Genomic DNA, 25804 nt, shown 5'->3' with positions numbered 1-25804 from the left:
GACCCGGTCAAAGTGCGGCCGGCTGTGCTCACAAAAATGCGCGGCAATACCACCGATTGGTGGCAGGGTTCCATTCTCTTGCCCCGTCGGTGATCCGATGATCCAAGCCCCACCGGATGGCGTTGATGGCCGACAAAAAGAAACGCGTATTCGACTTTTACGCGCTCGAAGACCGAATCCTGCTCAGCGGCGAAAGCCCCGACCAGGTCCTCGGTGACGCCGACGCCGCGGTCGATGTCGATCTGGATGCGCTGGCTGATGGTCTGGGCGATGCCGATGGACATGCCGAAACGCACACCTACAGTCCGCCGCCGGGACCCGCGGACGATTCGTATCTGTCGATCGCCACCAGCGAAGATGACAGTTTTGACGGATCCCAAGTGGCCGACCCCGTCGATGTCGACGGCGAACCGATCGATCCGGCCCGCCCGCTGGAAGTCGTCTTTGTCGATCAGGCGGTCGATGATGCCGATGTGCTGATCAACCATCTGCGTTCGGGCACCGACGACACCCAGTGGATCATCGTCCGCATCGCATCCGATCAAAACGGATTGGATGCGATCACCGAAACACTGAATCAGTTGTCCAGCGTCGACGCGGTGCATCTGGTCAGCCACGGTGATGCGGGAACGATCCGGCTGGGCAACGCCGAACTGAACCTAGACACTGCACCGGAGTACGCCGGCGACATCGCGTCGTGGGGACATGCGATGGATGCGGGTGCCGACATGCTGGTGTACGGCTGCGACCTAGCCGCAACCACCGACGGACAGGACTTGATCGAACTGTTGGCGTTGGTCTGCGATTGTGACGTTGCGGCCAGTGATGATGCGACAGGGCACGAGGATCTGGGTGGTGACTGGATTTTGGAATACGCGGTCGGTGAAGTCGAAACCGACGTCGCATTTGGCTACGCGGCGCAGACATCTTGGCACAGCACGTTGGATATCACCAGCAACCTGGTCGTGCATCACGAATACGACACGTCGGGTTCGCTGACGGAAGCGGATGCATCCGGAAGTGGCAACGACGGCTCATGGGTCAATGATCCGGCGTGGACCAGCGATGCGGCCGTTGGTGAATACGCGATGGACTTTTCGCAGGATGCTCCTGGTGCGAACTCGGTCGTTGAGATCGCGGATGATCCATCGTTGGACTTTAGCGGCGATTTCACCGTTTCGTTCTGGTACAACGCGGACGCTTTGCAAGGCAACTCGACTCGCTTGATCGGATCGCACGACGGCAGCGACGGATTCTCGATCTACACCGACAGCGATGGAAGCCTGACTTTCTTCCTGCAAGGCAGCACCTCTTCGGCCGCCACTCTTGCGGGATCCGGTTTCGTCGCCGACGGCAATTGGCATCATGTTACCGCGACTCGCAGCGGAACGGATCTGCGTCTGTACGTTGACGGAACAACCTCCGGCCCAACCACCGCCAACGTCGGCGTGGTCGATGTCAGCTCGACAGTCACGATCGGCGGCACCAGCGTCGCAGCAACTGATTACGAAGGCAAGCTGGACGACGTTCGCATCTACACCCGTGCGATCTCGGACAATGACGTCAATGCCTTGATGGCCAAAGGTGCGGGCATCCAAGTCGACACGTTTGCCGACACGCTGGACGGAGACACCAGCAGCCTATCGGCGTTGTATGCCGACAAAGGCGTGGACGGATTCATCTCGCTTCGCGAAGCGATTATCGCAGCCAACAACACCGACGGTGCTGACACGATTGTGCTTGGATCGGGCACGTATTCAATGGATGTCACCGGTGATACCGAACAGTTCGCAGCGACCGGTGACCTGGACATTCTGTCGGACATCACGATCACCGGCAGCGGTGCGGGCGACACGATCATCGACGCCTCGGGGATGGCCGATCGGGTCTTCCATGTCGCGTCATCCAACTCGCTCACGCTCAGCGATTTGACGGTGACCGGCGGAGAAGGTGACGTCTACGAAGCGGGAGCCGTCTTCAACGAAGGCACACTGGAGGCGACCAACGTCGTGTTCCAGGACAACACCGCAATCAATCAAGCAGGCGGAGCAATCTACAGCACCGGCACGACGACGTTGACACAAGTTTCTTTGATCAACAACGCGGCCAGCGACGGTGGTGCGTTGAACGTGGACGGCGGTGTCACGACGTTGACCAATGTCACGATGAGCGGAAACACGTCAACGTACGACGGCGGAGCCATTCGTGTTAATTCGGGCACGTTGAACGTCGACTACTCCACCATCGCGGCCAACGAAGCGACCAGTGGAAACGGTGGCGGGATTCAGGTCATTGCGGGCACGGTCAACGTGACCAACTCAATCATCGCGGACAACGTTTCCGCGTTTGGTGGAGCCGATGTCAACGGAACACTGGCCACCAACACCAACAACCTGATCGAAGACAACGGCGGCGTTCTAGGAACCGATCCGGTTCTTTCCGCATTGACGCTTGATGCCGCCTCGGGTCAGTACTACCACAGCATCACGGATAGCAGCGCCGCGCATGATGCCGGTGGTGGAACGCCCCCAACCGAAGACATCCGTGGTGAGACTCGCGATGCTTCCGCCGACATCGGTTCGTATGAATACGTCCCGGAGGCACCTTCGGACTTGGCCATCACCTCGACGACCAATGGTGGAGTCAGCATCAACCACGATGGCGGAAACGATGCGTATTTCATTGCCGACGACGGTGACGCGATTCTGGGCGGACTGACCGCGTTGACGTTGGAGATGCAGTTCAATTCGACGTCGATTGGCAATCAATTCACGTTCTTTTCGTATGCGACCAGCGGAGACTTCAACGCTTTGGCTGGCTTGGTCAGCGGCACGGCGTTTCAGCTTCATATCGGCGGAAACAACTACGCGTTCTCCGGCTTTGACATGACGTCGTTGTCGGATGGCCTGGAACACAGTCTCGCGGTGACCTGGGACAGTGCCACCGGCAATGCGGCTTTACTGATCGATGGCGATCAGAAATCAACCGCATCCGGCGTTGCGACCGGACTGTCCATTGACACCGGCGGGACGCTCGTCTTTGGGCAGGAACAGGATGCTGTCGACGGTGGGTACGCACCGGCACAAATCTTCCGTGGCACGCTTCATGACATTCGGATCTTCAACGAAGTCCGGACGGATGCCGCCATCGCTTCCAGTTACCGAAGCAACTTGCCGTACGACGAAACGGGCTTGCTCGCCAACTGGCAATTCAATGAGTTGTCCACCGGCGGTGTGGTGACCGACACGGTCAGCGGAAACAACTTGACGCTCAAGAGCGTCGACAGCGACTCGTTCACGCAGTCCTCTCCAACGCTGAATCTCAGTGTTGACGAAGATGCCTCGACCGGGGATGTCATCGGATCGGTGACCGGCACCGACCTGGAACGCGAGGCATTAATCAGCGCGTTGTTGGCGTCGGATAGCGATCTACGATACAACGCCGAGACGGGAAAGTTCTACCAAGTGGTCGCTGGTGCTTTTGATTGGGGTGTGTCACAGACCAACGCTCAGTCGACTGCATTAAACACAGTCAACGGGCAACTTGCTGTGATTCGTTCGGCAGCCGAAAATCAATTCATAACCAATCTTGCGAACACGCAAACCAGTGGCGGCAGTGTTTGGCTGGGCGGTACCGATGCGACCGTCGAGGGAGAATGGCGTTGGATCGAGAACGGGTTGGAGGCGGACCAGTTTTGGCACGGTGCAGAAACCGGATATGCGACCGAAGCATACTCCCACTGGGCCGATGCCAGTCAACCTAACAATCTCGGTGGGACCGAGGACGCACTCCGACTGGATTCCAGTAATGCCCTTTGGTACGACGCCCCCAGCACCGGATCTGATCACAACTATGTCATCGAATGGGACGCCGATGCGGTCTTGGATGCTACCGAAGCCCTGACGTACATGATTCAGTCTCAAACGGTCGCTGGTGCCTTTACGATCGATTCCGACAGCGGCCAGATCACCGTCGCCGATGCGACAAAACTGGACTACGAAACGAACGCGACTCACACCGTCACCGTTCGCGTCACCGACAACGATGGTGGCACGTACGACGAAGCATTCACGATCGCGATCAACGATGTGGACGAATCGGAAGTCGCCCCAACCGATTTGTCCGGCGGTATCGCTCTGAACACCGATGGCGGAAATGATGCTTACCTGATTGATGCAGTTAGCGGTGTGCCGTACTGGGACGCGTTGGAAGCCATCACGATGGAGTTCCAAGTCAGCGATCTGCAAACGCCTGACACCATCTCAACTTTCTACTCACGGCAATCTGGCGGATCCGGTTCGTTCTTCGGTGTGGAAGCGGACGGGACATTGAATTGGACGGGTTTTAAGTCGACCGGTACCTACGCCGAACTGTTCGATGGCGAATTCCACAGCGTCGGTTTCTCATGGGACGCACCTAATGGCGACCTTCGTTTCTATGTCGACGGCGAACTGGTTGAGATCGTTAGCACACCCACCCAAGCCCAAACCAACGGCGGAGGTGCATTCGTTTTGGGGCAAGACCAAGACAGCACGGGTGGCAGCTTTGACGCGACGGAATCATTTTCTGGTGTGTTCCATGACGTTCGTGTTTGGGATCACGTTCGATCGATCGAAGAAATCTCGCACAGCTATCAACACAAATTGGATGTGACGGCCCCCGAAGCCGCCGCGATCGGTTTGCTGGCCAATTGGCAGATGGATTTCAACGGATCCAACGAAGTCGTCGACATCGTCAACGGTTACACACTTTCGATTGGTCATGCGACCGAGCCTGGCTTCATTGAAGGCAATGTTCAAAACGGCCTGCACATCGCGGAGAACGCCACGGGTGGAACATCCGCGGGTCACGTGACCGCGACCGATCCTGATGTCGCCGTGGATCTCGTCAACGACGGCTTGTTTATGGATGCCCCCGATCCTGGTTCCTACACCCGCTACACCACCGGTCAATCCATTGGCGGTTGGACGGTGGAAAGCGGCAACGTTGACTTGCTGGGTTCGATCGTTGGACCGACGGAACTGGGCGGTCGGTCGGTCGAACTCAATGGCGACACCGAAGGCGTGATCGTGCAGACGTTGACGACCGAAATCGGCAAGCAATACCAGGTCATTTTCAGCGCCGCGGGGAACTTCAGCGGTGGTGCGGACCACATTGATTTTCGTGCCAGTGCCGGTGGCGTCTCCGAAGACTTCGTGATCACCGAGGGCACTGGTTGGTCGTTGTCGAATCTCTTGCCGCAATCACTTTCACTGACCTTCACCGCCGATTCGACTTCGACCGACCTGCGTTTCGAATCGTTTACCGCCGGAGCGTTTGGAGCAGGCATCGGTGACGTTCGCGTGGTGGAAGTCCCCGAAGCGGTCTCGGTGATTCTGCAAAACGACAGCACGCTTTCGTACAACGCGGGCACCGGAAAGTTTTATCGGTTTGTCGATACGAATGACGACTTCAACACGCATCTGGCGACCGCCACCTCCGCAATGCTCAACGGCGTCAGCGGTCAAATGGTGACGATCGGCAGTGCTTATGAGAACGAACTGATCCGCCAGTTTGCAATCGACAGCGGCAAACAAATCTGGTTGGGGGCCAGCGACGCAAACAATGATGGCAACTGGAACTGGTTGGAGGGAACGACAGAATCGAATGATCAGTTCTGGACCGGCGGGGATGCCGGATCGCCAAGCAACGGATACTTCGCACCCGCCTTCTCGCAGACCGAGGCCGTCGGCGAAGACTATGTGCGGATGCTCGCCGACGGGACCTGGGCAGACGACGCGGCAGGATCGAATAACGCGTTGATCGTCGAATGGGACGCCAGCGAAGTCCTTTCCGCCTACACGTTCACGCTGACCGATGACGCGGGCGGACGTTTTGCGATCGACAACGCGACGGGCGAGATCAGCTTCACCGGCGTCGGCTATCTGGATCACGAAGAATCACCTACGTATGACTTGACAGTTCAAACCACCGACGCGGCGGGGCACTCTTCGTCGCAGATGGTCACCGTCGAAGTCGACAACGTTCCCGATGAATCGCCCAGCAATGTGGTTCCCGCTGGACAAATTCTGAATGAAGACTCCTCGTTGACGTTCAACGAGGCCAACGGAAATGCGATCGTGTTGCACGACGACGTGGGCGAAAGCATGCGGGTGACGCTGTCGGTCGATGACGGCACACTCACTCTTTCGCAAACCGACGGGTTGACGGTTGTCGGTGGAGGCGATGGCACGGCGACGGTGACCGTGACTGGCACTCTGGAAGCCATCAACGCGGCGTTGGAAGGGTTGCGATACGATCCGACCGCAGATTTCAGCGGTGGCGACACGCTGACAATCACGTCGCAGGACGAGCAAGTTTATCAACTGAATATCGACGCGAATTTGGAAGCGTTGTTTCAGTTCGACTCGGCCGATCCGGCCAACGATTCCGGACCGGTCGGAACCAACAACGGATCGCTGATCGGTGCAACGGTCACCACCGATGCGGACTACGGAGACGTGCTGTCGCTCAACGGCGATGGACAACGTGTCGAAGTCAGCAATCTGTTGACGCAACCCGCCAACGTCACCATCGCGGCTTGGGTGAACCTGACCGCGGCCGATACGCAGGGTGCGACCGTGGTTCAAATTGGTTCGAACATGGGACTGCGTTTGGACAATGCGTCCGGACAAATGGTCGGTTTCTTTCACGACGGCACGGACCCACAATCGGTGACTTTCGACGGCACGGTTGCCGGCACCGGGTGGCGTCACGTTTCGTTCACGTTCGATGACCTTGCCGACACCGCTTCGCTGTACTTGGACGGCGAATTGGTTGCCACGAAAACGATCGGCACATCCATCAATTACACCGGCGCAGTGACGCGTATTGGCGGGCTTGCTGTCGACGGATATGACTTCAACGGAACGATGGACGACGTGCGTGTCTACGACCGTGCCCTGACGCAATCCGACATCGCTTCGCTCGCAAACGTTCTTGGCGCAGCCGAAGCGACCGACACTGTCGCCCTCACGGTCACGCCGATCAACGATGCGCCGGTGCTGGACAACGCCGCGTTCTTTCAGTTGACCGGGATCACCGAGGACGACACCAACAATAGCGGCAACACGGTCGCGGAAATCATCGCCAGCGATGGAGGTGACCGAATTACCGATGCCGATGGCGATCCGGAAGGCATCGCGATCTTCTCGTCCAGCAGCACGTACGGCAAATGGCAATACAACACCGGATCCGGTTGGACCGATGTCGGCACCGTGTCGCTGACCGAATCGCTGCTGCTTCGTTCGACCGACAGCCTGCGGTTTGTTCCTGACGGCGAAAATGGCGAGAACGCATCGTTTGTCTTCGCCGCCTGGGATCAAACGACTGGATCGGCCGGAAACAAAGTCGACACGTCCAGCTACGGCGGCACGACCGCCTTCAGCGATGCCACGGACACGGCCAACATCACGGTGTCTTCGGTCAACGACGATCCGACCAACGCCGGTTCGCTGCCGACCGACATCACGGTCACCGAAGACGTCGCCAGCCAGTTGGATCTCTCATCGATTGACCTGAGCGATGTCGATCACGGCGGCGGCAACCTGACGTTGAAACTGAGCACCGATGCCAACGGCGAAATCACCGCCGCCGCGATGGCCGGAATCACGATCACGGGCAACGGCAGCGACGCGATCGAATTGACCGGAACGTTGGCGGACCTAAACACCTACTTGGACAACACGACGATCCTGACCTACTTGCATCCCACCGCCAATCTAACCGGTGATGACGCGGACATTCTGTACGTGGTGATCAACGACAACGGCAACACAGGCAGCGGTGGTGGAGGCAACGTCGGCCTGGGCAACGTCAACATCGACATCACCAACGTCAACGATGCACCGGTGATGACGGCATGGGGTCCGGTTTACAACACCACCGAAGATGCGTCCGCGTTCAACGCACCCGTTTCCTCGGTTCTGCAATCCAGCGTCAGTGATGTGGACCCGGGTGCGGTGGAAGGCATCGCGGTCTATGCGGGCAGCGGCGATGGAGGCGTGTTGGAATACAGCACCAACGGTGGCGGCATTTGGACCGTGATGCCAGCATTGGACGCCAACAACGCGTTGCTCTTGCGTACCACCGACCTGATCCGGTTCACACCCGACACCGAAAACGGCGGCACGATGACGCTGGACTACTACGCCTGGGATCAAACAACCGGAACGGCGGGCACATCGGTTGACGTGACCACCCGAGGCGGCGCCACCGCGTTCAGCACCGCAAACGATACGGTGACGATCAACACCACCAGCGTCAACGACGAACAAGTTGTCTCGACCAATACAGGTGCCACTTTTGCCGAAGGTTCAGGCGGCTACATCACCGATGCGATGCTGGAAACGACGGATGTCGATACGAGCGACACGCCCAATCAAATCGTTTACACCCTGACAGACTATCCCTATTACGGAAGTTTGACTCTCGATGGCCTGGGGTTGTTCACCAACGACACGTTCACTCAACAAGACATCACGTCAGGCCGTTTGAGCTACAGCCACTACGGAAGCGAAAACCACAGCGATTACTTCGACTTCACGGTCGATGATGGCGAAGGCACCACCAGCAGCGGCCGATTCAACATCACCATGACGGCGGTGAATGATGCCCCAGTCGCATCGTCCGTCGAAGGCACCGCGCTGGACTACACCGAAGACGACGGGGATGTCACGATCACCGATACGTTGGCGCTCAGCGATGCCGACGACACCGATTTGGAATCGGCAACCGTATCGATCACAGGCGGATTCAGTTCCACCGAAGACAGCCTCGTTTTCACGGACCAAAACGGAATCACCGGTTCGTACGATTCCGGCACCGGCGTCTTGACGCTGACAGGAACCGCGACCGTCGCCGAATACCAGGCCGCACTGCGTTCGGTCGCGTACAACAACAGCAGCCAGAACCCCGACGAGACGACTCGAACGGTGCAGTTCGTTGTCAACGATGGCGAAGCTGACTCGCTGGCCGCTGCTCGCGCGATCACCGTCACCGCCGTGGTTGATCGTCCGGAGATCAACAACCTGCACGGCGACGCCTACAACTACACCGAAGGCGAAGGCCCGGTCATCATCGACCAAAGCACCGCTGCGGTCGTTTCCGACGATGACAGCAGTGACTTCGATACTGGAACGCTAACCATCGACATCGTCTCCGGCGGCGACTCCGCCGAAGACGTCTTAGCGGTGCAGAACCAAGGCACCGGTTCCGGACAGATCGGTGTCTCGGGAAGCAACATCACCTACGAAGGCACGACGATCGGTTCCTTCACAGGTGGAACATCGGGTTCTGCGTTGGTCATTACGCTAAATGCCAACGCCGATGCGACGGCCGCCACCGCTCTCGTTCGAGCCATCACCTACGAAAACGTCGACACGATTTCCGCAACCGAAACCGTTCGGCACATCGAATCTCGCATGACCGACGGTGACGGCGGAACCAGTCTCGTACGATCGGCCAGCATCAACGTCGGCGTCGCCAACAACGCCCCGGTCATCACGGCGGCGGGCGGCGGCGATGCTTATACCGAAAACGGATCCGGAACGTATATCGAGAACACGCTGACGATCACCGACGGTGACAGCGATGACTTCTTTGGCGGCACATTGACGACTGACATCGTCACCAACGCACAATCGTCCGATCGCATCTTCATCCAAGCCGGCAACAACGTCACCACCGCCAGCAACCGGGTTTACTACGACTCCGGCAGCGGTGCGACCGAAGTCGGAACGTTCACCGGCGGTAACGGCGCCGCCGCGTTGGTGATCACGTTCAACCACGACGCCGACGCCACCGCGGTCGAGGCCGTCGCACGCCAAGTTTCCTTCCGCAACCTCAGCGATACACCGCTGGCCAATCAACGCACGATCGAAATGACCGTCACCGATGGCGACGGCGGAACCAGCAACACGATCAGCCGCACGATGGACATGACGCTGGTCAACGACGCACCGGTCGCCACCATCACCGCCGACGATCCGACGTTCACTGAAAACGCCGGCGGCGTGGGAATCTTCAGCAGCACGTCGGTCAGCACCGTCGAAGGCAGCGACCAAGTCAACTCGATCGAATTGACTGTGTCTGACCTGGAAAACGGTGCGGATGAAATCCTCGTCATCGACAGCCAGTCCATCGAATTGACGCATCTGAACAGCGAAACGACCAGCAATCGCAGTTACGACGTCGACGTCACGGTGTCGGGGACCACCGCAACGGTCACGATCAGCAAGACAGGCGGTTTCACCGTCGCCGATGCCAATGCGTTGTTGGACAACCTGTCCTACAACAACACCAGCGAAGTCGTTACCAACGGATCACGCACCGTCACGCTGACGACGATCACCGACGACGGTGGCGGCGCCAACGGCGGATCCGACACCGGAACGATCAACACGGCATCGACGATCACCGTCGTGGGCTTGAACGATGATCCGTATAACAACGGCACGCTGCCAGCCAACTTCACCATTTTGGAAGACACGCTGTCGGACTTCGTCTTCACCGGTTTCGACCTTCGCGATGCGGACGGTGACAACGGTGAGACACTGACGATCAAACTGTCAACCGCGACCGGCGGATTGTTGTTCGCATCCGACGCGGGCGGGGTGACCGTGACCGGCAACAACAGCGACACGATGACGCTGTCGGGCACGCGAGCCGACTTGAACACTTACCTCACCAGCAGCAGTCGTGTTCAGTACCAACATGGCATCACGCACACCGAAGGCACGGGCGCCGACACGATCACCGTCGTCGCCAACGACAACGGCAACACCGGAAACGGCGGCGGCACCGATCAAACGCTGGGCACCGTCCAAGTCAACATCACCAACATCAACGACGCCCCCAGCGGCAGCGACAACACGATCACGATCAACGAGGACGCCACGCACACGTTCACGCTGGCCGACTTCGGTTTCAGCGACATCGATGGCGACACGCTCGAATTTGTTCACATCGACACGCTGCCCGGCAGCGGCACGCTGCTTTACAGCGGTTCGGCATTGGGTGCGGGCAACTTCGTTCATTTCAGCGACATCAACAGCGGGCTGCTGACCTACGAACCAATCGCTGATGAAAACGGCACCGGCTACGCCAGCTTCACGTTCCGCGCCCAAGACGACGGCGGCACGGCCAACTCCGGCAGCGACACCGATCCGGTTGCCAACACTTTGACCTTTGACGTCACGCCGCAAAACGATGCGGCAACGATCTCGACCGGCTTTGACGAAATGATCGGCGAGTTCGGTGGCAACACGACGACCTCGGTGATCGGCAAAGCGACACTCGAATCGACCAACATGATTGCGATCGATTCGGACCAGACGTACGAGTTGTCGGTGACCGCATGGTCGGGCGATGGCGTGGGCGGCAACTATGACGCGGGCGAAACGCACTACCTGGGCTTCTACAGCTACGACATCGACGGCAATCAAATCACGTCTCAACATACCGGCCACTACGCGGGGGCAGCTGATACAACTCTTGCCGTCGACCTTGTCGCGGGGGCGACTGAAATCGTGCTAACCGACGCAACCGGTTGGTACGAGGGCGGTACTCTGAGCAACCGCTCATTCGCTTGGTACGGCTACACCAATAGCCTTGGTGAAACTTACGCCGACTACACCTACACCCGCAACGTTGAAACGAACTTATGGGATGCCGGCGCGATCGATCACGTGACCGGCGTCATCACGCTGCGAGAAGTTTGGTCCGGACCGACCATTTTGGCGGGTGAAGCCGTTCGAAACATGTCGCCGACGGGCGGAACGTACCAATACCCCTTGTTGTCCAACGGACCGATCGACGAAACCGGCGGCGATTACTCCATCGTGATCGGAGGTGCCAACGATACCGGCGCGACCAGCCAAACGCAGTTCCGTCACGGCACCGCCTACATCGCGCCGCTGGTCCTGGCCAATTACACCGGCACCAGCAATCAACTGAACATCAGCGATTTCAGTGTCACGACTCAGCAGGGCACCACGGTGTTCACCGAAGACGCCGGCCCGATTGCGATCATCGATGACGACTTTGCGATCACCGACATCGACGACACCCACGCTGAATCCGTCACGGTCACACTGACCAACGGCAAGATCGGCGACATCCTGAACGTCAACGAAGGTGCCATCAACGCGCTCGGAATCTCGGTGGCCGGCATCCCCACCGGCAACCTTTCGGCGGACGGTTCGATCACATTGACGCTGACCAGCGACACGCCCGACAGCGTGACGTTTGCGGATTACCAAACCGCACTCAACGAAATCACCTTCGACAACAACAGCCACGATCCGGATACGGCCGATCGCACGATGACCTTTGTGGTCAACGACGGCGATGATGATTCGGCGACGGAAAACCTGGTCATCAAAGTCCACGCGGTCGACGACGCACCCATCGTTTCAACCACCGCGATCAACCCAACGTTCACCGAAGGCGGCGCGAGCGTCAGCGTCTTTTCGGGAACCACCATCGACGCCGTCGAGCTTAGCGACACCATCGGATCGTTCGAAATTTCGATCGCCGGAATCACCGATGGCGCTCATGAGCAGTATCGCATCAACAGCGAATACATTGAACTGGTCGACGGCAACGAAGGGACCACTGACACCTCCGGGTTCAGCTACAGCGTCAGTGTGAACGCGGGCGTTGCAACCCTGACAATCTCGCGTGACTTCGGCATTGGTTCTGGCACCGCCGCGGCCATGATCAACAACAGCGCCTATCAGAACACCAGCGAAGCGCCCACGGGGACCACCCGCACCGTGACGTTGGAATCGGTCACCGAATTCGAACAAGACGGCGTCAACGACACGACGGTTGTCGGCACGCAATCGGTCATCACGATCACCGGTGTCAACGATGCCCCCGAATTCATCGGGCCGGAATTGATCAGCAACGGGACATTCGACACCGACTTGAGCGGGTGGTCGACGTCCGGAGCAGTCGCCTACATCGGTGGCGAAATGAACTTTGGTGGGGGCAACGCCGTGGGTCCGCACACGGCCTCGCAAACGATCGCCACCGAAGCCGGCCAGACTTATCGGTTGACATTCGATTATCGCGACGGTTCGGATCTGAAGAATCAATCCATGCAAGTCACCGTCGACGGCGACAGCAATCTGCTGACGACTTCGCACATTGTCACCGACATTGATGGCAACACGTACGTTCGATACGAGTACACGTTCACCGCCGATTCCGTCGCATCAACGATCACCTTCACCGACACATCGGACACCGCCGGGTTGTCCGACGATACCAACAACGTCGACGGTCGCATTGACAACGTTTCGATCCAGCAAATCAATGGCCACGTCGGCACGGTCGGCTTCACTGAAGGCGGATCCGCCGTGGTTCTGGACGGCGACCTGACGCTGTTCGATGACGAGATTGCCGCGGGACTGGACAACTACGACAACACCGAATTACGGCTTTCGCGAAACGGTGGAGCCAGCGGGGACGATGTGTTCGGCGGTAGTGGCAACCTGGCCGCATTGACCGAAAGCGGAAGCGTTGTCCTGAACGGCGAAACGATCGGTACCGTCGAACAGAACTCAGCTGGGGAACTCCGACTGCGATTCAATTTCAACTTGGACGCGGCCAAACTGAACGAAGTCCTGCAGTCGATCACGTACGAAAACACCAGCGATGCACCGCCGGCCAGCGTGCAACTGAACTGGGAGTTTGACGACGACAACTTTGGCACCCAACAAGGCACCGGTGGCGAGCAAACCGGCACGGCTTACACCGTCGTGAACATCACCGGGATCAACGACGCACCGGAACTGGACAACAGCGGCACGCCGACCGTCACGTCGATCACCGAAGATCAAATCAACAACGGCGGAATGACCGTTGCCGACTTGTTGGCAACCGGTACGGGCGGCGACCCGATCAGCGACGTCGATGGAGATCCGGAGGGCATCGCAATCACGGCTCGCATCAACGGCAATGGACAGTGGCAGTATTCGACCGATGGAGGAACGAACTGGTCGGCCGTTGGAACCGTCTCCGAAAGCTCGGCGTTGCTCCTGCGCAGTACCGACTTAGTCCGATTCCAGCCCGATGGCGACAACGGAATCACGCAGACCTTCGAATTCCGTGCTTGGGATCAGACATCCGGAACCGAGGGCACGAAGGTCGACACGACCACCAATGGGGGAACAACCGCGTTCAGTACAGCGATCGAATCGGCTTCAATCACGGTAACCCATGTCAATGACGCTCCCACCCTGGATAATTCATCCGCGTTGACACTGACGACTCAAACCGAAGACGCCGGCGCGCCGGTGGGAGCGGTCGGGACGCTCGTCACCGACCTGGTTTCTCTTGGTGGCAACGTGGGCGATGTCGACAACAATGCCGAAACCGGTATCGCGCTGGTCAGCGCCGACACAAACAACGGAACTTGGTGGTTCACAACTGATGGAGGAACCAACTGGAACGCACTGGGAACCGTGAGTGATTCATCGGCACGGGTTTTGGAGGCGAACGCCGACACGCGAATCTATTTCCAATCCGATGCTGACTTCAACGGCACGATCACCGATGCCATTCGTTTTCGCGCATGGGATCGTACCGTGGGCACGAACGGATTGCTGGAAGATGCAACGCTCGTCGGTGGGACCACCGCATTTTCGAGTGCGGTCGAACGCGCAGACCAGACGATCACACCGGTCAACGACGCACCGGAGTTGGATTTCAGTTTCTCAACGTCGCTGAATACGATCGACGAAGACGCTGTCGACAATGCTGGGCAAACTGTTGCGTCATTCTTGGCTTCTTCCGGCCAAGACATCTTGACCGACGTCGATGGCGATCCCGAGGGCATCGCAATCATCGTTTCCAACCCAGGCAACGGAACGTGGGAATACTCCACCGACGGCGGCACCATTTGGACCGATGTTGGCAGTGTCAGCAACTCCAACGCGTTGTTGTTGCGTTCCACGGATCTTGTTCGATTCAATCCCGACGGTGAAAACGGCACGCTGGCCAACTTCGGCTTCCGTGGCTGGGATCAAACCGCCGGCACGGCCGGAACCTACCACAATATCAGCTCCACCGGCGGCAATTCTGCGTTTAGCAATTCGACGGAATCGGCGTTGATCACCGTCACGGATGTCAATGACGCACCCGTTTTGGACAACAGCGCCATTCTGACTTTGACCGCGCAAACTGAAGACGCGGGCGCTCCATCGGGCGAGGTGGGCACCGTCATCACCGACCTTGTCAGCCTCGGTGGCAACGTGACCGACGTCGACGATTCGTCTCAAACCGGCGTTGCGATCACCGCCGCCGACACGACCAACGGGACTTGGTGGTATTCGACCAACAACGGCGGCACCTGGAACACGCTAGGCAGCGTCAGCGACGCTTCGGCGAGAGTGCTGAACGCCAACAGTAACACGCGAATCTATTTCGAAGCCGATGCGGACTTCAACGGCACGATCAGCGACGCGATCACCTTCCGAGCCTGGGACCGCACGCTCGGCAGCAACGGTTCACTGCAAGACGCCAGTACGAACGGCGGAACGACCGCGTTTTCCAGCGCCACCGAAACCGCGGACTTGACCATCGCCGCAGTCAACGACACGCCCGTGCTGGATGACACTTACCTCTACACGCTGACGTCAATCAACGAAGACGCCACCAACAACGCCGGCCAAACCGTCGCGTCCATTCTCTCCAGCAACGCGGGATTCGGAATCACCGACACCGACGCCGGTGCATCCGAAGGCATCGCGATTCGTGCGATCACGGCCAGCAACGGTCACTGGGAATTCTCGACCGACGGTGGCACCAACTGGACCGACGTCGGCACGGTGTCGTCCACCAGTGCGTTGGTGTTGCGTGACACCGATCACGTTCGCTTTGTCCCCGACGGTGTCGCTGCCGAACAAGGCAACTTCACCTTTGTCGCTTGGGATCAAACCGACGGCTCGACGCCGGGCACCAAAGTCAACGCCAGCACAACGGGCGGCAGCACCGCTTTCAGCGACCAGGCCGCTGTTGCCAGGATCACCGTCACCGAAGTCAACGACGCTCCGTCGGGGACCGATAACACGGTGGCCACGCTGCGCGACCAAGATTACACCTTCACGTTGGGCGATTTCGGATACAGCGACATCGACGCGGACACGTTCGCCAACCTGATCATCAACTCCACCACCGGCGTGGGCACTCTGTACCTCGACGCTAACGCCGACGGCGATTACGACGCGGGCGAAGAACTCTCGGCGTCTGATTCGGTCAGCCGTGCACAAATCACCACTGGTCGTTTGATGTTCACGGCGATCGCGGGCCAAACCGGAACGGCCTACGACAGCTTCACGTTCCAAGTCAGCGATGACGGCGGCGTCTTTGACGGTGGCGTGAACACTGATCCCACGCCGAACACGATGACCATCGACGTCGACGATGCCTATCGGATCGAAGGGAATATCGTCGAAGACGTCAACGGCGATTCACAACTCGGTGACGCGGTAGGACTTTCGGGCGTCACCGTTCACTTGTACGAAGACGTCGATGACGACAACGCGATCACGGCGGCGGACACACTGGTTGCAACCACCACGACAGACGTCAACGGTTTCTACCAGTTCAACAGTTTGCTAGACGACACGTACTTTGTCATCGTTGATTCACGAACGATTGCTCCATCGGCTGGTTTGAACGCGACGTTCAGTGCAACCGACGTCTGGGCCGAACAAACTTATGGCGTCGCCGGTGCCGCCGACGGCGCAGGTTTCCTGAGCAGCAGCGGTGCACTATTTGGTGGACGTGCGGCGGATGTTTCCGATGACGCGAGTTCCCTGTTGACCGCCGAACACGTGACGCGAGTTTCCGTCAGCGGATCGGACACGGCGAACATCGATAGCGGTTTCAGCTTCAACGTCGTGACCGGTGTTCGCGATGGCGACGACGTGGGCGGCGAAGGACGCAGCGTTCAAGGCAGCTTCCGCCAGTTTGTCGATAACGCCAACGCGATCGCCGGCGGAAACGAAATGCGATTCGTTCCCGGTGTCGCCGCCAACGACACCGACGGCGGTGGCAACGATTGGTGGACGATCCAGTTGACTTCGCTGCTGGCGGACATCGAAGACATCGGAACGATCATCGACGGGACCGCTTATTCGGCCGCCGACGGCACCACCGTGCTGAATTCCAACGCCGGGCAAATCGGCAGCGGCGGAACCGTCGGACTGGGTGCCGATGGCGTGTTGGGCACCGGCGACGATGTCACGCTTTCGCAATTCGAACGCACCGAACTGGAGTTGGTCGGCGTCGCCAATGCTGTCCGCACGTTAATCTTCACAGGCGACGATGCGGAACTGCGTGACGTTGCGGTTCGTAAGGACGCCGACGGCACGACCAACAGCGGCATCGTGTATTTCGAAGGCGACAACGCCGTCATGTCGGATACTCTGGTCGGCACCTCCGCCGACGGAACGCGGTACGCTCAGACCGGAACCAGTGGCAACTTTGCAGCGTTCAGCGGAGCGTCGGGGGCTTCGGTTACCGGCAACTACTTCGGCGTTTCCGGTGCTGCTGTCGGAACCGCTCTCAGCGTCACCGATTCCACGGGAGCGATCGTTTCAGGAAATGAAATTGACGGTGCGTTTCAGTTCGGCTTGAGTGCCTACAGCGATGCGGCGACAGTGTCGGGCAACCTGATCGACGGCATCACGTCCGGTTTCGGCATCGGAACGTTTTACGGTCCACGCACCGGCGTCACCATTGAAAACAACACGGTCCGCAACACGACGGGTTACGGTGCGATCGTCGCCGGATTCGGCTCGGTCGACACAACGATCCGATACAACGTCGTCCACACCAATTCCAACGCGATCGTCATTCGCGGCGATGGTTCGGGCCACGAAGAAGCGCAGAACGCCGTCATCTCGATGAACTCGATTTACGGCAACACCAGCGAAGGCATCGACAACAACGACATCGACGCGAATGACGGCTTTCTGGTCGCAACCGAGGCCAACGACGGCATCGATCACCCGATCATCGAAACAGCCAACCTTGTCGGTGGAGACCTGAGCTTGTCGGGATACGTGGGTGCGGCGGCGAACGACAGCGATTTCGCCGGCGCGCGGATCGAGTTCTTCGAAAGCGATGGCGGTGGGGAAGGCCAGCGATACCTCGGCTTCCTGACGACCGATGCGAGCGGCAACTTCTCCGGAACGCTTTCGGTCACGGGCGTCGTCGACACGGACCAAATCGTTGCGACCACGACGATGACGGGAATCGGAACGTCGGAGTTTGGCAACGAATTCGATGTCAACGTCACGCCCCATGACCTCAATCCCAACGCAGCCTCGGTCGACGAACACAGCGATACCAGTGGCGGTCACGCTGTCGCAACACTGCTGACCAGCGACAACGATTCCGGTGACACGGCGACCTACACGATCGTCGGTGGAGCCGATGCGGGCGTCTTTTCGATCTCCGGCGATCAACTGATCCTGACGGATGGTGTGTTAGATTTTGAAAGCCAATCGTCGTACACCGTTCGCGTCCGCACGACCGACTCGGGTGGCCTGTTCCGCGAAGAAGACATCGTGGTTTCCGTCAATGATCTCAACGATGCCCCCACGGTCACCGGTCCCGCCACGGCAACGGTCAACGAAGGCGGTTCGCTGACGTTTGACATCTTGGGTGCAGGCGTCTTCGACACCGACGATGCCGACGGTGATAATTTGACCGTCACGGTGACCGCCGATCACGCCGCGATCGCTCTTTCGCAAACAAGCGGCCTGACCGTCATCGACGGCGACGGCAGCGATGGCACGTTGCAGTTCAGCGGCAGCACGGCCGACATCGACGCGGCCCTGTACGGTTTGGATTACGACTCGCAAGCCGGCTACAACGGCAGCGCATCGTTGGTCGTCTTGGTCGACGATGGCAACCTGACCGATTCAACCACCGTGGCAATCACGGTCAATCCCGGCCAAACCGTGTTCGTTTGGGACGGAGGCGGAGCCACCAACGACTGGACCGACGCGGACAACTGGAACCACGACTTGGTCCCCGAAGCCGACGACATCGTGGTCTTCGACGCGACCAGCACCAAGAACTCCACGCTGGATGCCGCGTTTGCCGGATCGATCAGCGAAATCCAAGTCAACGCGGGATACACCGGAACGCTCACGTTCGATCGAACCCTGACCAACACCGGCGACCTTCTCATTGCGGACGGAACCGTTGACACCAACGGACAAACCGTCGACATGGACGGGTTCATCAACGTCACCGGCGGAACGCTGACGATCACCGGCAGCACGCTGAACCTGGCCGACGACTTCATCCACTCCGGCGGGACGCTCAATACCAACGGTTCGACGCTGTACTTCGACGGCACCGGCGACCGCAGTTTGCAAACGTCGGCACAGATCGACAACATCGAAATCGATCACGTCGGCACGTTGACGTTCCTAAGCGATCTGTCTTTCGCCGGTGACTTCACGCACAGCCAAGGCAGCGTCGACTTTGGCGGTCACGAAGTCAGCGTCGCCGGAACGACCGGCCAAACCGTCGACGCGTCGGGACTCACGTTTGACGATTTCGAATTCAACAACAGCAACACCGTCACCATCGTCGGCGGACTCGATATCGATGGCGACCTGAATTACACCAACGCCGTCACCATTAACGGCGGCAACGTGACCGCGGCGGGTAATATCACGACGATCGACAGTGTTTGGTCGGGCACCAGCGTATTGACGCTTGATGGCACCGCCGACCAAACGATTTCGACCGGTGGCGGTACCGGTGAACTGGGCAACCTGGTCATCAACAAAGCCTCCGGAACCGTTCGCTTGCTGAACGATATCGAACTCGGCGGCGATTTCACTCACACCTCCGGCGGATGGGACACCAACGGTCAAGTCGTCGAGTTCCAAGGTCACAACACCACGATCGATGCCGATTCGGCAACGTTTGACGACGTCATTCTAAACAGTACCGTTGCGGGATCTCGCGTGATTGTCGGAACGCTGGATGTCGACGGCGACTTCACGTTCACCAATGCGGGCACGCTGAACAGCGGCCAGATCACCGTCGCCGGCGACATCAACTACGGCGATGACAGCTACAGCGGCACGACGATGATCATCGCCGACGGCACCGGCAACCAAATCGTTTCGGCAACGACCGGCACCGCGAAAGCCGAACACCTGACGATTAACAAAGCGTCCGGCACGCTGACGTTCGGCAGCGACCTGACCATCAACGGCACATTGAATCACGTCGCCGGAACCGTTGCCGATCTGACGCACACGATTACCTTCGGCAACAACTCGGGAACCATCACCGCGTCGTCGATCAATTTTGATGACGTCATTTTCGATTCCAATTACAGCAAGAACATCTCCGGCGTGTTGAACGTCGGCGGCGATCTGACCATCACCAGCGTCAACGCACTGAACGTCGGCGAAATCCGTGTCGCGGGCAACATCACGTCATCGGACACCAGCGTCGGTGGCAACTCGCAGTTCACACTGAACGGAACTGGCACGCAAACGATCTCCGGCGACGACCTTTCCGATGGAAGCCTGAACATCGACAAGACCACCGGCACGGCGATCCTGGCCGATGACTTGGTGCTCAACGGAACTTCGCAAGACCTGAACGTGATTTCGGGCACGTTGGACTTGAACGGTCACACGATCAACGCGACCGGCGATGTCGTAATCGATGACTCGTTGCTGATCGGCACGGGCGCGATCACAAACGATTTGACGCTCGACAATGACGCGATCGTGCGTTTGTCGGCATCCTCCACCAGCGTTTACGAATCGATCGCGGTCGGCGGCACATTGACGTTGGGTCTTGGCGCGCAATTGGAACTCGACCTCACCGGCATGACGGCGGGCGGTTACCTGCAAGACATCTTCACGTCGACGACGCTGGCCGGGACGTTCGACGCAATCACCTTGCTCAATGACTCCGTCGGCTTCACCGTTTACGACGAGTACGACTCACCATCCGGTGCCGTCGATATCTTCCTCAACAGCAACCCGACCGGCAGCATCAGCGACGTCACCGTCAACGAAGACGCCCCCGACACCGTCATCGATCTCGACGCCGCGTTCAGCGACCTCGAACATGCCGACAACGAGCTCACCTACAGCCTGATCGGCTACAGCAGTCCCGCGTTCTTGGATTCCGCCAACATCGACAACGGTGCCGGCACTTTGACGCTGGACTACGCCGCCGAACAACACGGCACGACCACGATCACCGTCCGAGCCACCGACGCACGCGGCGAATTCACCGACGTGACCTTCAACGTCACCGTCAACTCGATCGAAGACGCACCGATCATTACCGGCGGTCCCGCCACGTCATCGCTAACCGAGACCAACAGCGGCCTAACCGACTCAGGCATTTTCACCGTCAGCGATTCCGACATCGCCGACAACGTCACCGCCGCCGTCGACAGCGTCGCGGTCTCGGGCACCGGCGCATCCAGCGTTCCCGGATCGCTCGACAACGCAACCCTGCAAAGCTTCCTGTCCGTATCGCCCACCGCCATCCTGGACGGCACCGAAACAACTGACACGCTGACCTGGAACTTCAACAGCGGCGCCAAAGCGTTCGACTTCCTCGCCGACGGTGAAACGCTGATCCTGACCTACACCATCAGCGCCACCGACGATTCCGTCTCCACCCTGTCCGACACCGAAACTGTCACGGTCACCATCACGGGAACCAACGACTCGCCCGATGTCTTTGTCGACACCGGTGATAGTGCCGCAGAGACGCTGACCGAAACCGACACGACGCTGACCAGCAGCGGTACGCTAACGGTGAGCGATTCGGATTTGACGGATATCGTCACCAGCAGTGTGACGGGAGTCGTCGCCTCCTCCACTACGGCTGGATTGGGCAGCGACAACGCGGCGTTGCTGGCGATGATGTCGTCGACGGCGGGCGTGCTCGATGCGACCGAGTTGTCCGATCAGTTGACCTGGAACTTCAACAGCGGCGCAGAAGCGTTCGACTACCTGGCCAGCGGTGAATCGCTCACCCTGACTTACACAATCGAAGTCACCGACAGTCAAGGTTCCACCGACACGCAGAACGTCACCATCACCGTCAACGGAACCGGCGACGCACCAGTCATCACCGGCGGTCCCGACACGTCCAGCCTGACGGAAACCGACAGCGGATTGACCGACACCGGGACACAGACGATCAGCGATGCCGACCGAACCGACAACGTCACCGCCGCCGTCGACAGCGTCGCGGTCTCGGGCACCGGCGCATCCAGCGTTCCCGGTTCGCTGGACAACGCGACCTTGCAAAGCTTCCTGTCCGTATCGCCGACAGCGATATTGGACGGCACCGAAACGACGGACACGCTGACCTGGAACTTCAACAGCGGCACCGAAGCGTTCAACTTCCTGGCCGACGGTGAAACGCTGATCCTGACCTACACCATCAGCGCCACCGACGATTCGGGAGCAACCCTGTCGGACACCGAAACCGTTACCGTCACAATCACCGGTACGAACGATTCGCCGTTGATCACGGGCGGCCCGGCCACGTCGGGCTTGACCGAAGCCGACGCGGGACTGACCGATACCGGAACCTTCACGATTGACGACGCCGACCTGACCGACAAAGTCACCGCATCGGTTGACAGTGTCGCCGTTTCCGGAACCGGTGCAGGCAGTGTTCCACCCGCACTGGACAACCCGACGTTGCAAAGCTTCCTGTCCGTATCACCCAATGCCATCTTGGACGGTACCGAAACGACCGACACGCTGACCTGGGATTTCAACAGTGGCACCGAAGCGTTCGATTTCTTGGCCGACAGCGATACGCTGATCCTGACTTACACCGTCAGCGTCACCGACGATGCCGGCACACCGCTGTCGGACACCGAAACGGTCACAGTGACCATCACAGGAACCAACGACGCGCCTGTGGCAACGGTCGACAGCGGCACCGCGGTCGAATCGGGCGGCGTCGGCAATTCGGTCTCCGGCAGCGATGCGCTGGGCAACGTCTTTGACAACGATACGGACGCCGATTCGGGTGACGCCGCGACCGTGACCGGCGTGGCCGTGGGAAGTCAACCCAATGCCAGCGGCAATGTGGGTGCGCCCGTCGGCGGTTTGTACGGCAACTTGGTGATCCAGTCCGACGGCAGCTACACCTATCAGCTGGACGAACTGGATCCGGCGGTGCAAGCGTTGCGGACCAGCACGGACACTCTCAGCGACGTCTTCACTTACACCATCCGTGATACCCAGGGAGCAACGTCCACCACCCAGATCACCATCACGATCCGCGGATCCAATGACGCCCCACACGACTTGATCGATCCGGGGTTGTCGGTGATCGAAGACGCCGCCGACACCACCCCCATCGGAACGATCGGATCCAGCGACGTTGACGCGTCCGATTCGGCCACGTTCAGCCTGGTCGACAACGCGGGCGGGCGATTCGCCATCGACGCTTTGACGGGAGAAGTCAGCGTGGCGGATACTTCATTGCTGGATTATGAATCCGCGGTCAGCCACGACATCATCGTCCAAATCACCGACACCGCGGGGGCAAGCTATACTGAAACCTTCACCGTCACGATCACCGATGCGAACGAGCACGCCGTCACCGCGCCGGCGGATACCGACGCATCAGTCAATCGTGTCATTGAAAATGCGGCGACCGACACGCTGGTCGGGATCACCGCATCGGCCACCGATTCCGACGGTACCAACAACACGGTGACGTACAGTCTGGCCGACAACGCGGGTGGACGATTCAAGATCGACGCGGCCAGCGGTATCGTGCGAGTGGCCAATGGTGGATTGTTGGATTACGAATCCGACACCAGTCATGACATCGTCATCCGCGCCCATTCATCGGACGGATCGACCGCCGACACGACATTCACCATCCAAGTCACCGACGCCGATGAATTCGACGTGACCGCGCCGACGGATTCCGATGCGGCAACGAACATCGTCGATGAAAACAGCCCGATCGGAACTCCGGTGGGAATCACCGCCGACGCGATCGACTTGGACGGAACCAACAACACGATCACCTATCAACTGACCAGCAATCCGGACGGCTTGTTCCAGATCGATTCGGTGACCGGACAAGTCACCACCGCCGCTTCGATCGACCGCGAGATCCATGGTGCCACACGCACCATCATCATCGAAGCGTCCAGCAGTGACGGATCGGTCGCCACCCAGTCGTTCGATATCGCCATCGGTGACGTCAATGAATTCACCCCCGTCATCACGCCGGGGCAAGTCCTGACGATCAATGAAAATTCGCCGACCGGTACCGTGGTCGGTTCCATGATCGCGCAAGACGCCGACGCAACCACCATGCTGCAAAGTTGGCAAATCGTCAGCGGTGACGCGGTGGGTCGATTCCAAATCGATCCCAACACCGGCCAAATCACTCTCGCGATGGCCGACTTGGATTTTGAATCAACGAACAGTTATTCACTGGACATCCGTGTCAGCGATGCGAACTTCAACAGTCTGGTCGAAACCGTTCTGATCAACGTGGTCGACGTCAACGAAGCCCCGGTGGCCGATACCGAGTCATACCAAACGCTGGTCGACCAACCGGTAACGTTGAACGGGCCCGGCGTGCTGAACAACGATTTTGACGTCGACGGTGATCCGTTGCACGTGGTTCTGGTCACGGCGCCGGCACACGGGTCCGTTTCGGTGCAGCCCGACGGAACCATCGTCTACACCCCATCAACGGCCTACTTTGGTACCGACCAATTCGTCTATCGGGCCAGTGACGGATCGTTGGAAAGCGGTGACACGGTGGTCACCATCGAAGTCCAGGCGGCACCGCCCACCGGCGGCAGCGGTGATGGAGACGGCGGCGACAGCAACACCGACAACAATACCGATACGGACACCGATACCGACGCCGACACGGACACCCAGGACAACGATTCCTCAGAATCCGGCGATGGTGGCGAAGGCGGCGAGGCAATCTCCGATGCAACCGATGGTGTTGCATCGCCGACCGAATCGAGTGAATCGAGCGATGAGGATTCATCCGGATCGAAAGATTCGGCGGCGACCATCACGACCGGTGGAAGCGCGGTGAAGGGCAATGGTGGTATCGGTGTCCGAAACTCCTTGGCCCAACAGGCTAGTTTTTCGACCGATGTCGGTGGGTCGATCCGTCTGGGCAAAGACGCCGACTATACGAGACTTGGATTCAGTTCGACGGAAATTCAGCTGATCGACCGAATCCGCACCTTGGACCTGCAAAACGCGGTCGTCTGGCAACAGTGGGAACAGATGCAGGATGAAAACCAGACTGAACAGTCCGGTGGTGTGATTGTCGGCGGCGCCGCGACCACGTTGGGATTGGCGTCGTTGGGTTATGTCCTGTGGACCCTGCGTGGCGGGATGCTGATCGCGACCTTGGCGGCCGGCATGCCGTCGTGGAAAGTCGTCGACCCGTCGGTGCTGCTGTCGGGTTACCGCGCCGGTTCGGACGAAACCGAGGACCGCATCGACGAAATCTTGAAATAGCGGTCAGCGGGGAACGGACTTGGCCACTCAAGCGTCCGGGACGACCAGCCGTCACAGGTGGAATATTCGGCAAGGTCGATTCGCCGCATCCGCTTGTCCGGCCATGTCCGACGTTCCCACGCCGCCGGTTACCAAACACAGGTCAACACTTACATGGACGATTGGCGTCACTGATCCGGACGACGCCAAAGCAAACAATTGGGGCAACC

1 protein-coding gene is annotated in these 25804 nt (G+C 59.1%); it reads left to right on the top strand.

The features are described 5' to 3' along the window. Positions 1-125: 125 nt before the first annotated feature. Positions 126-25595: a LamG-like jellyroll fold domain-containing protein gene (locus Mal65_RS26980; protein WP_196784735.1), complete on the top strand. Its 25470-nt coding sequence runs from the start codon at positions 126-128 to the stop codon at positions 25593-25595. Positions 25596-25804 lie beyond the last annotated feature (209 nt).

Origin of the sequence: Crateriforma conspicua, assembly GCF_007752935.1 — a bacterium.
GTDB lineage: Bacteria > Planctomycetota > Planctomycetia > Pirellulales > Pirellulaceae > Crateriforma > Crateriforma conspicua.
Note: the sequence above shows the minus strand (reverse complement) of the source record. Positions and strands in the feature narration are given on the sequence as shown.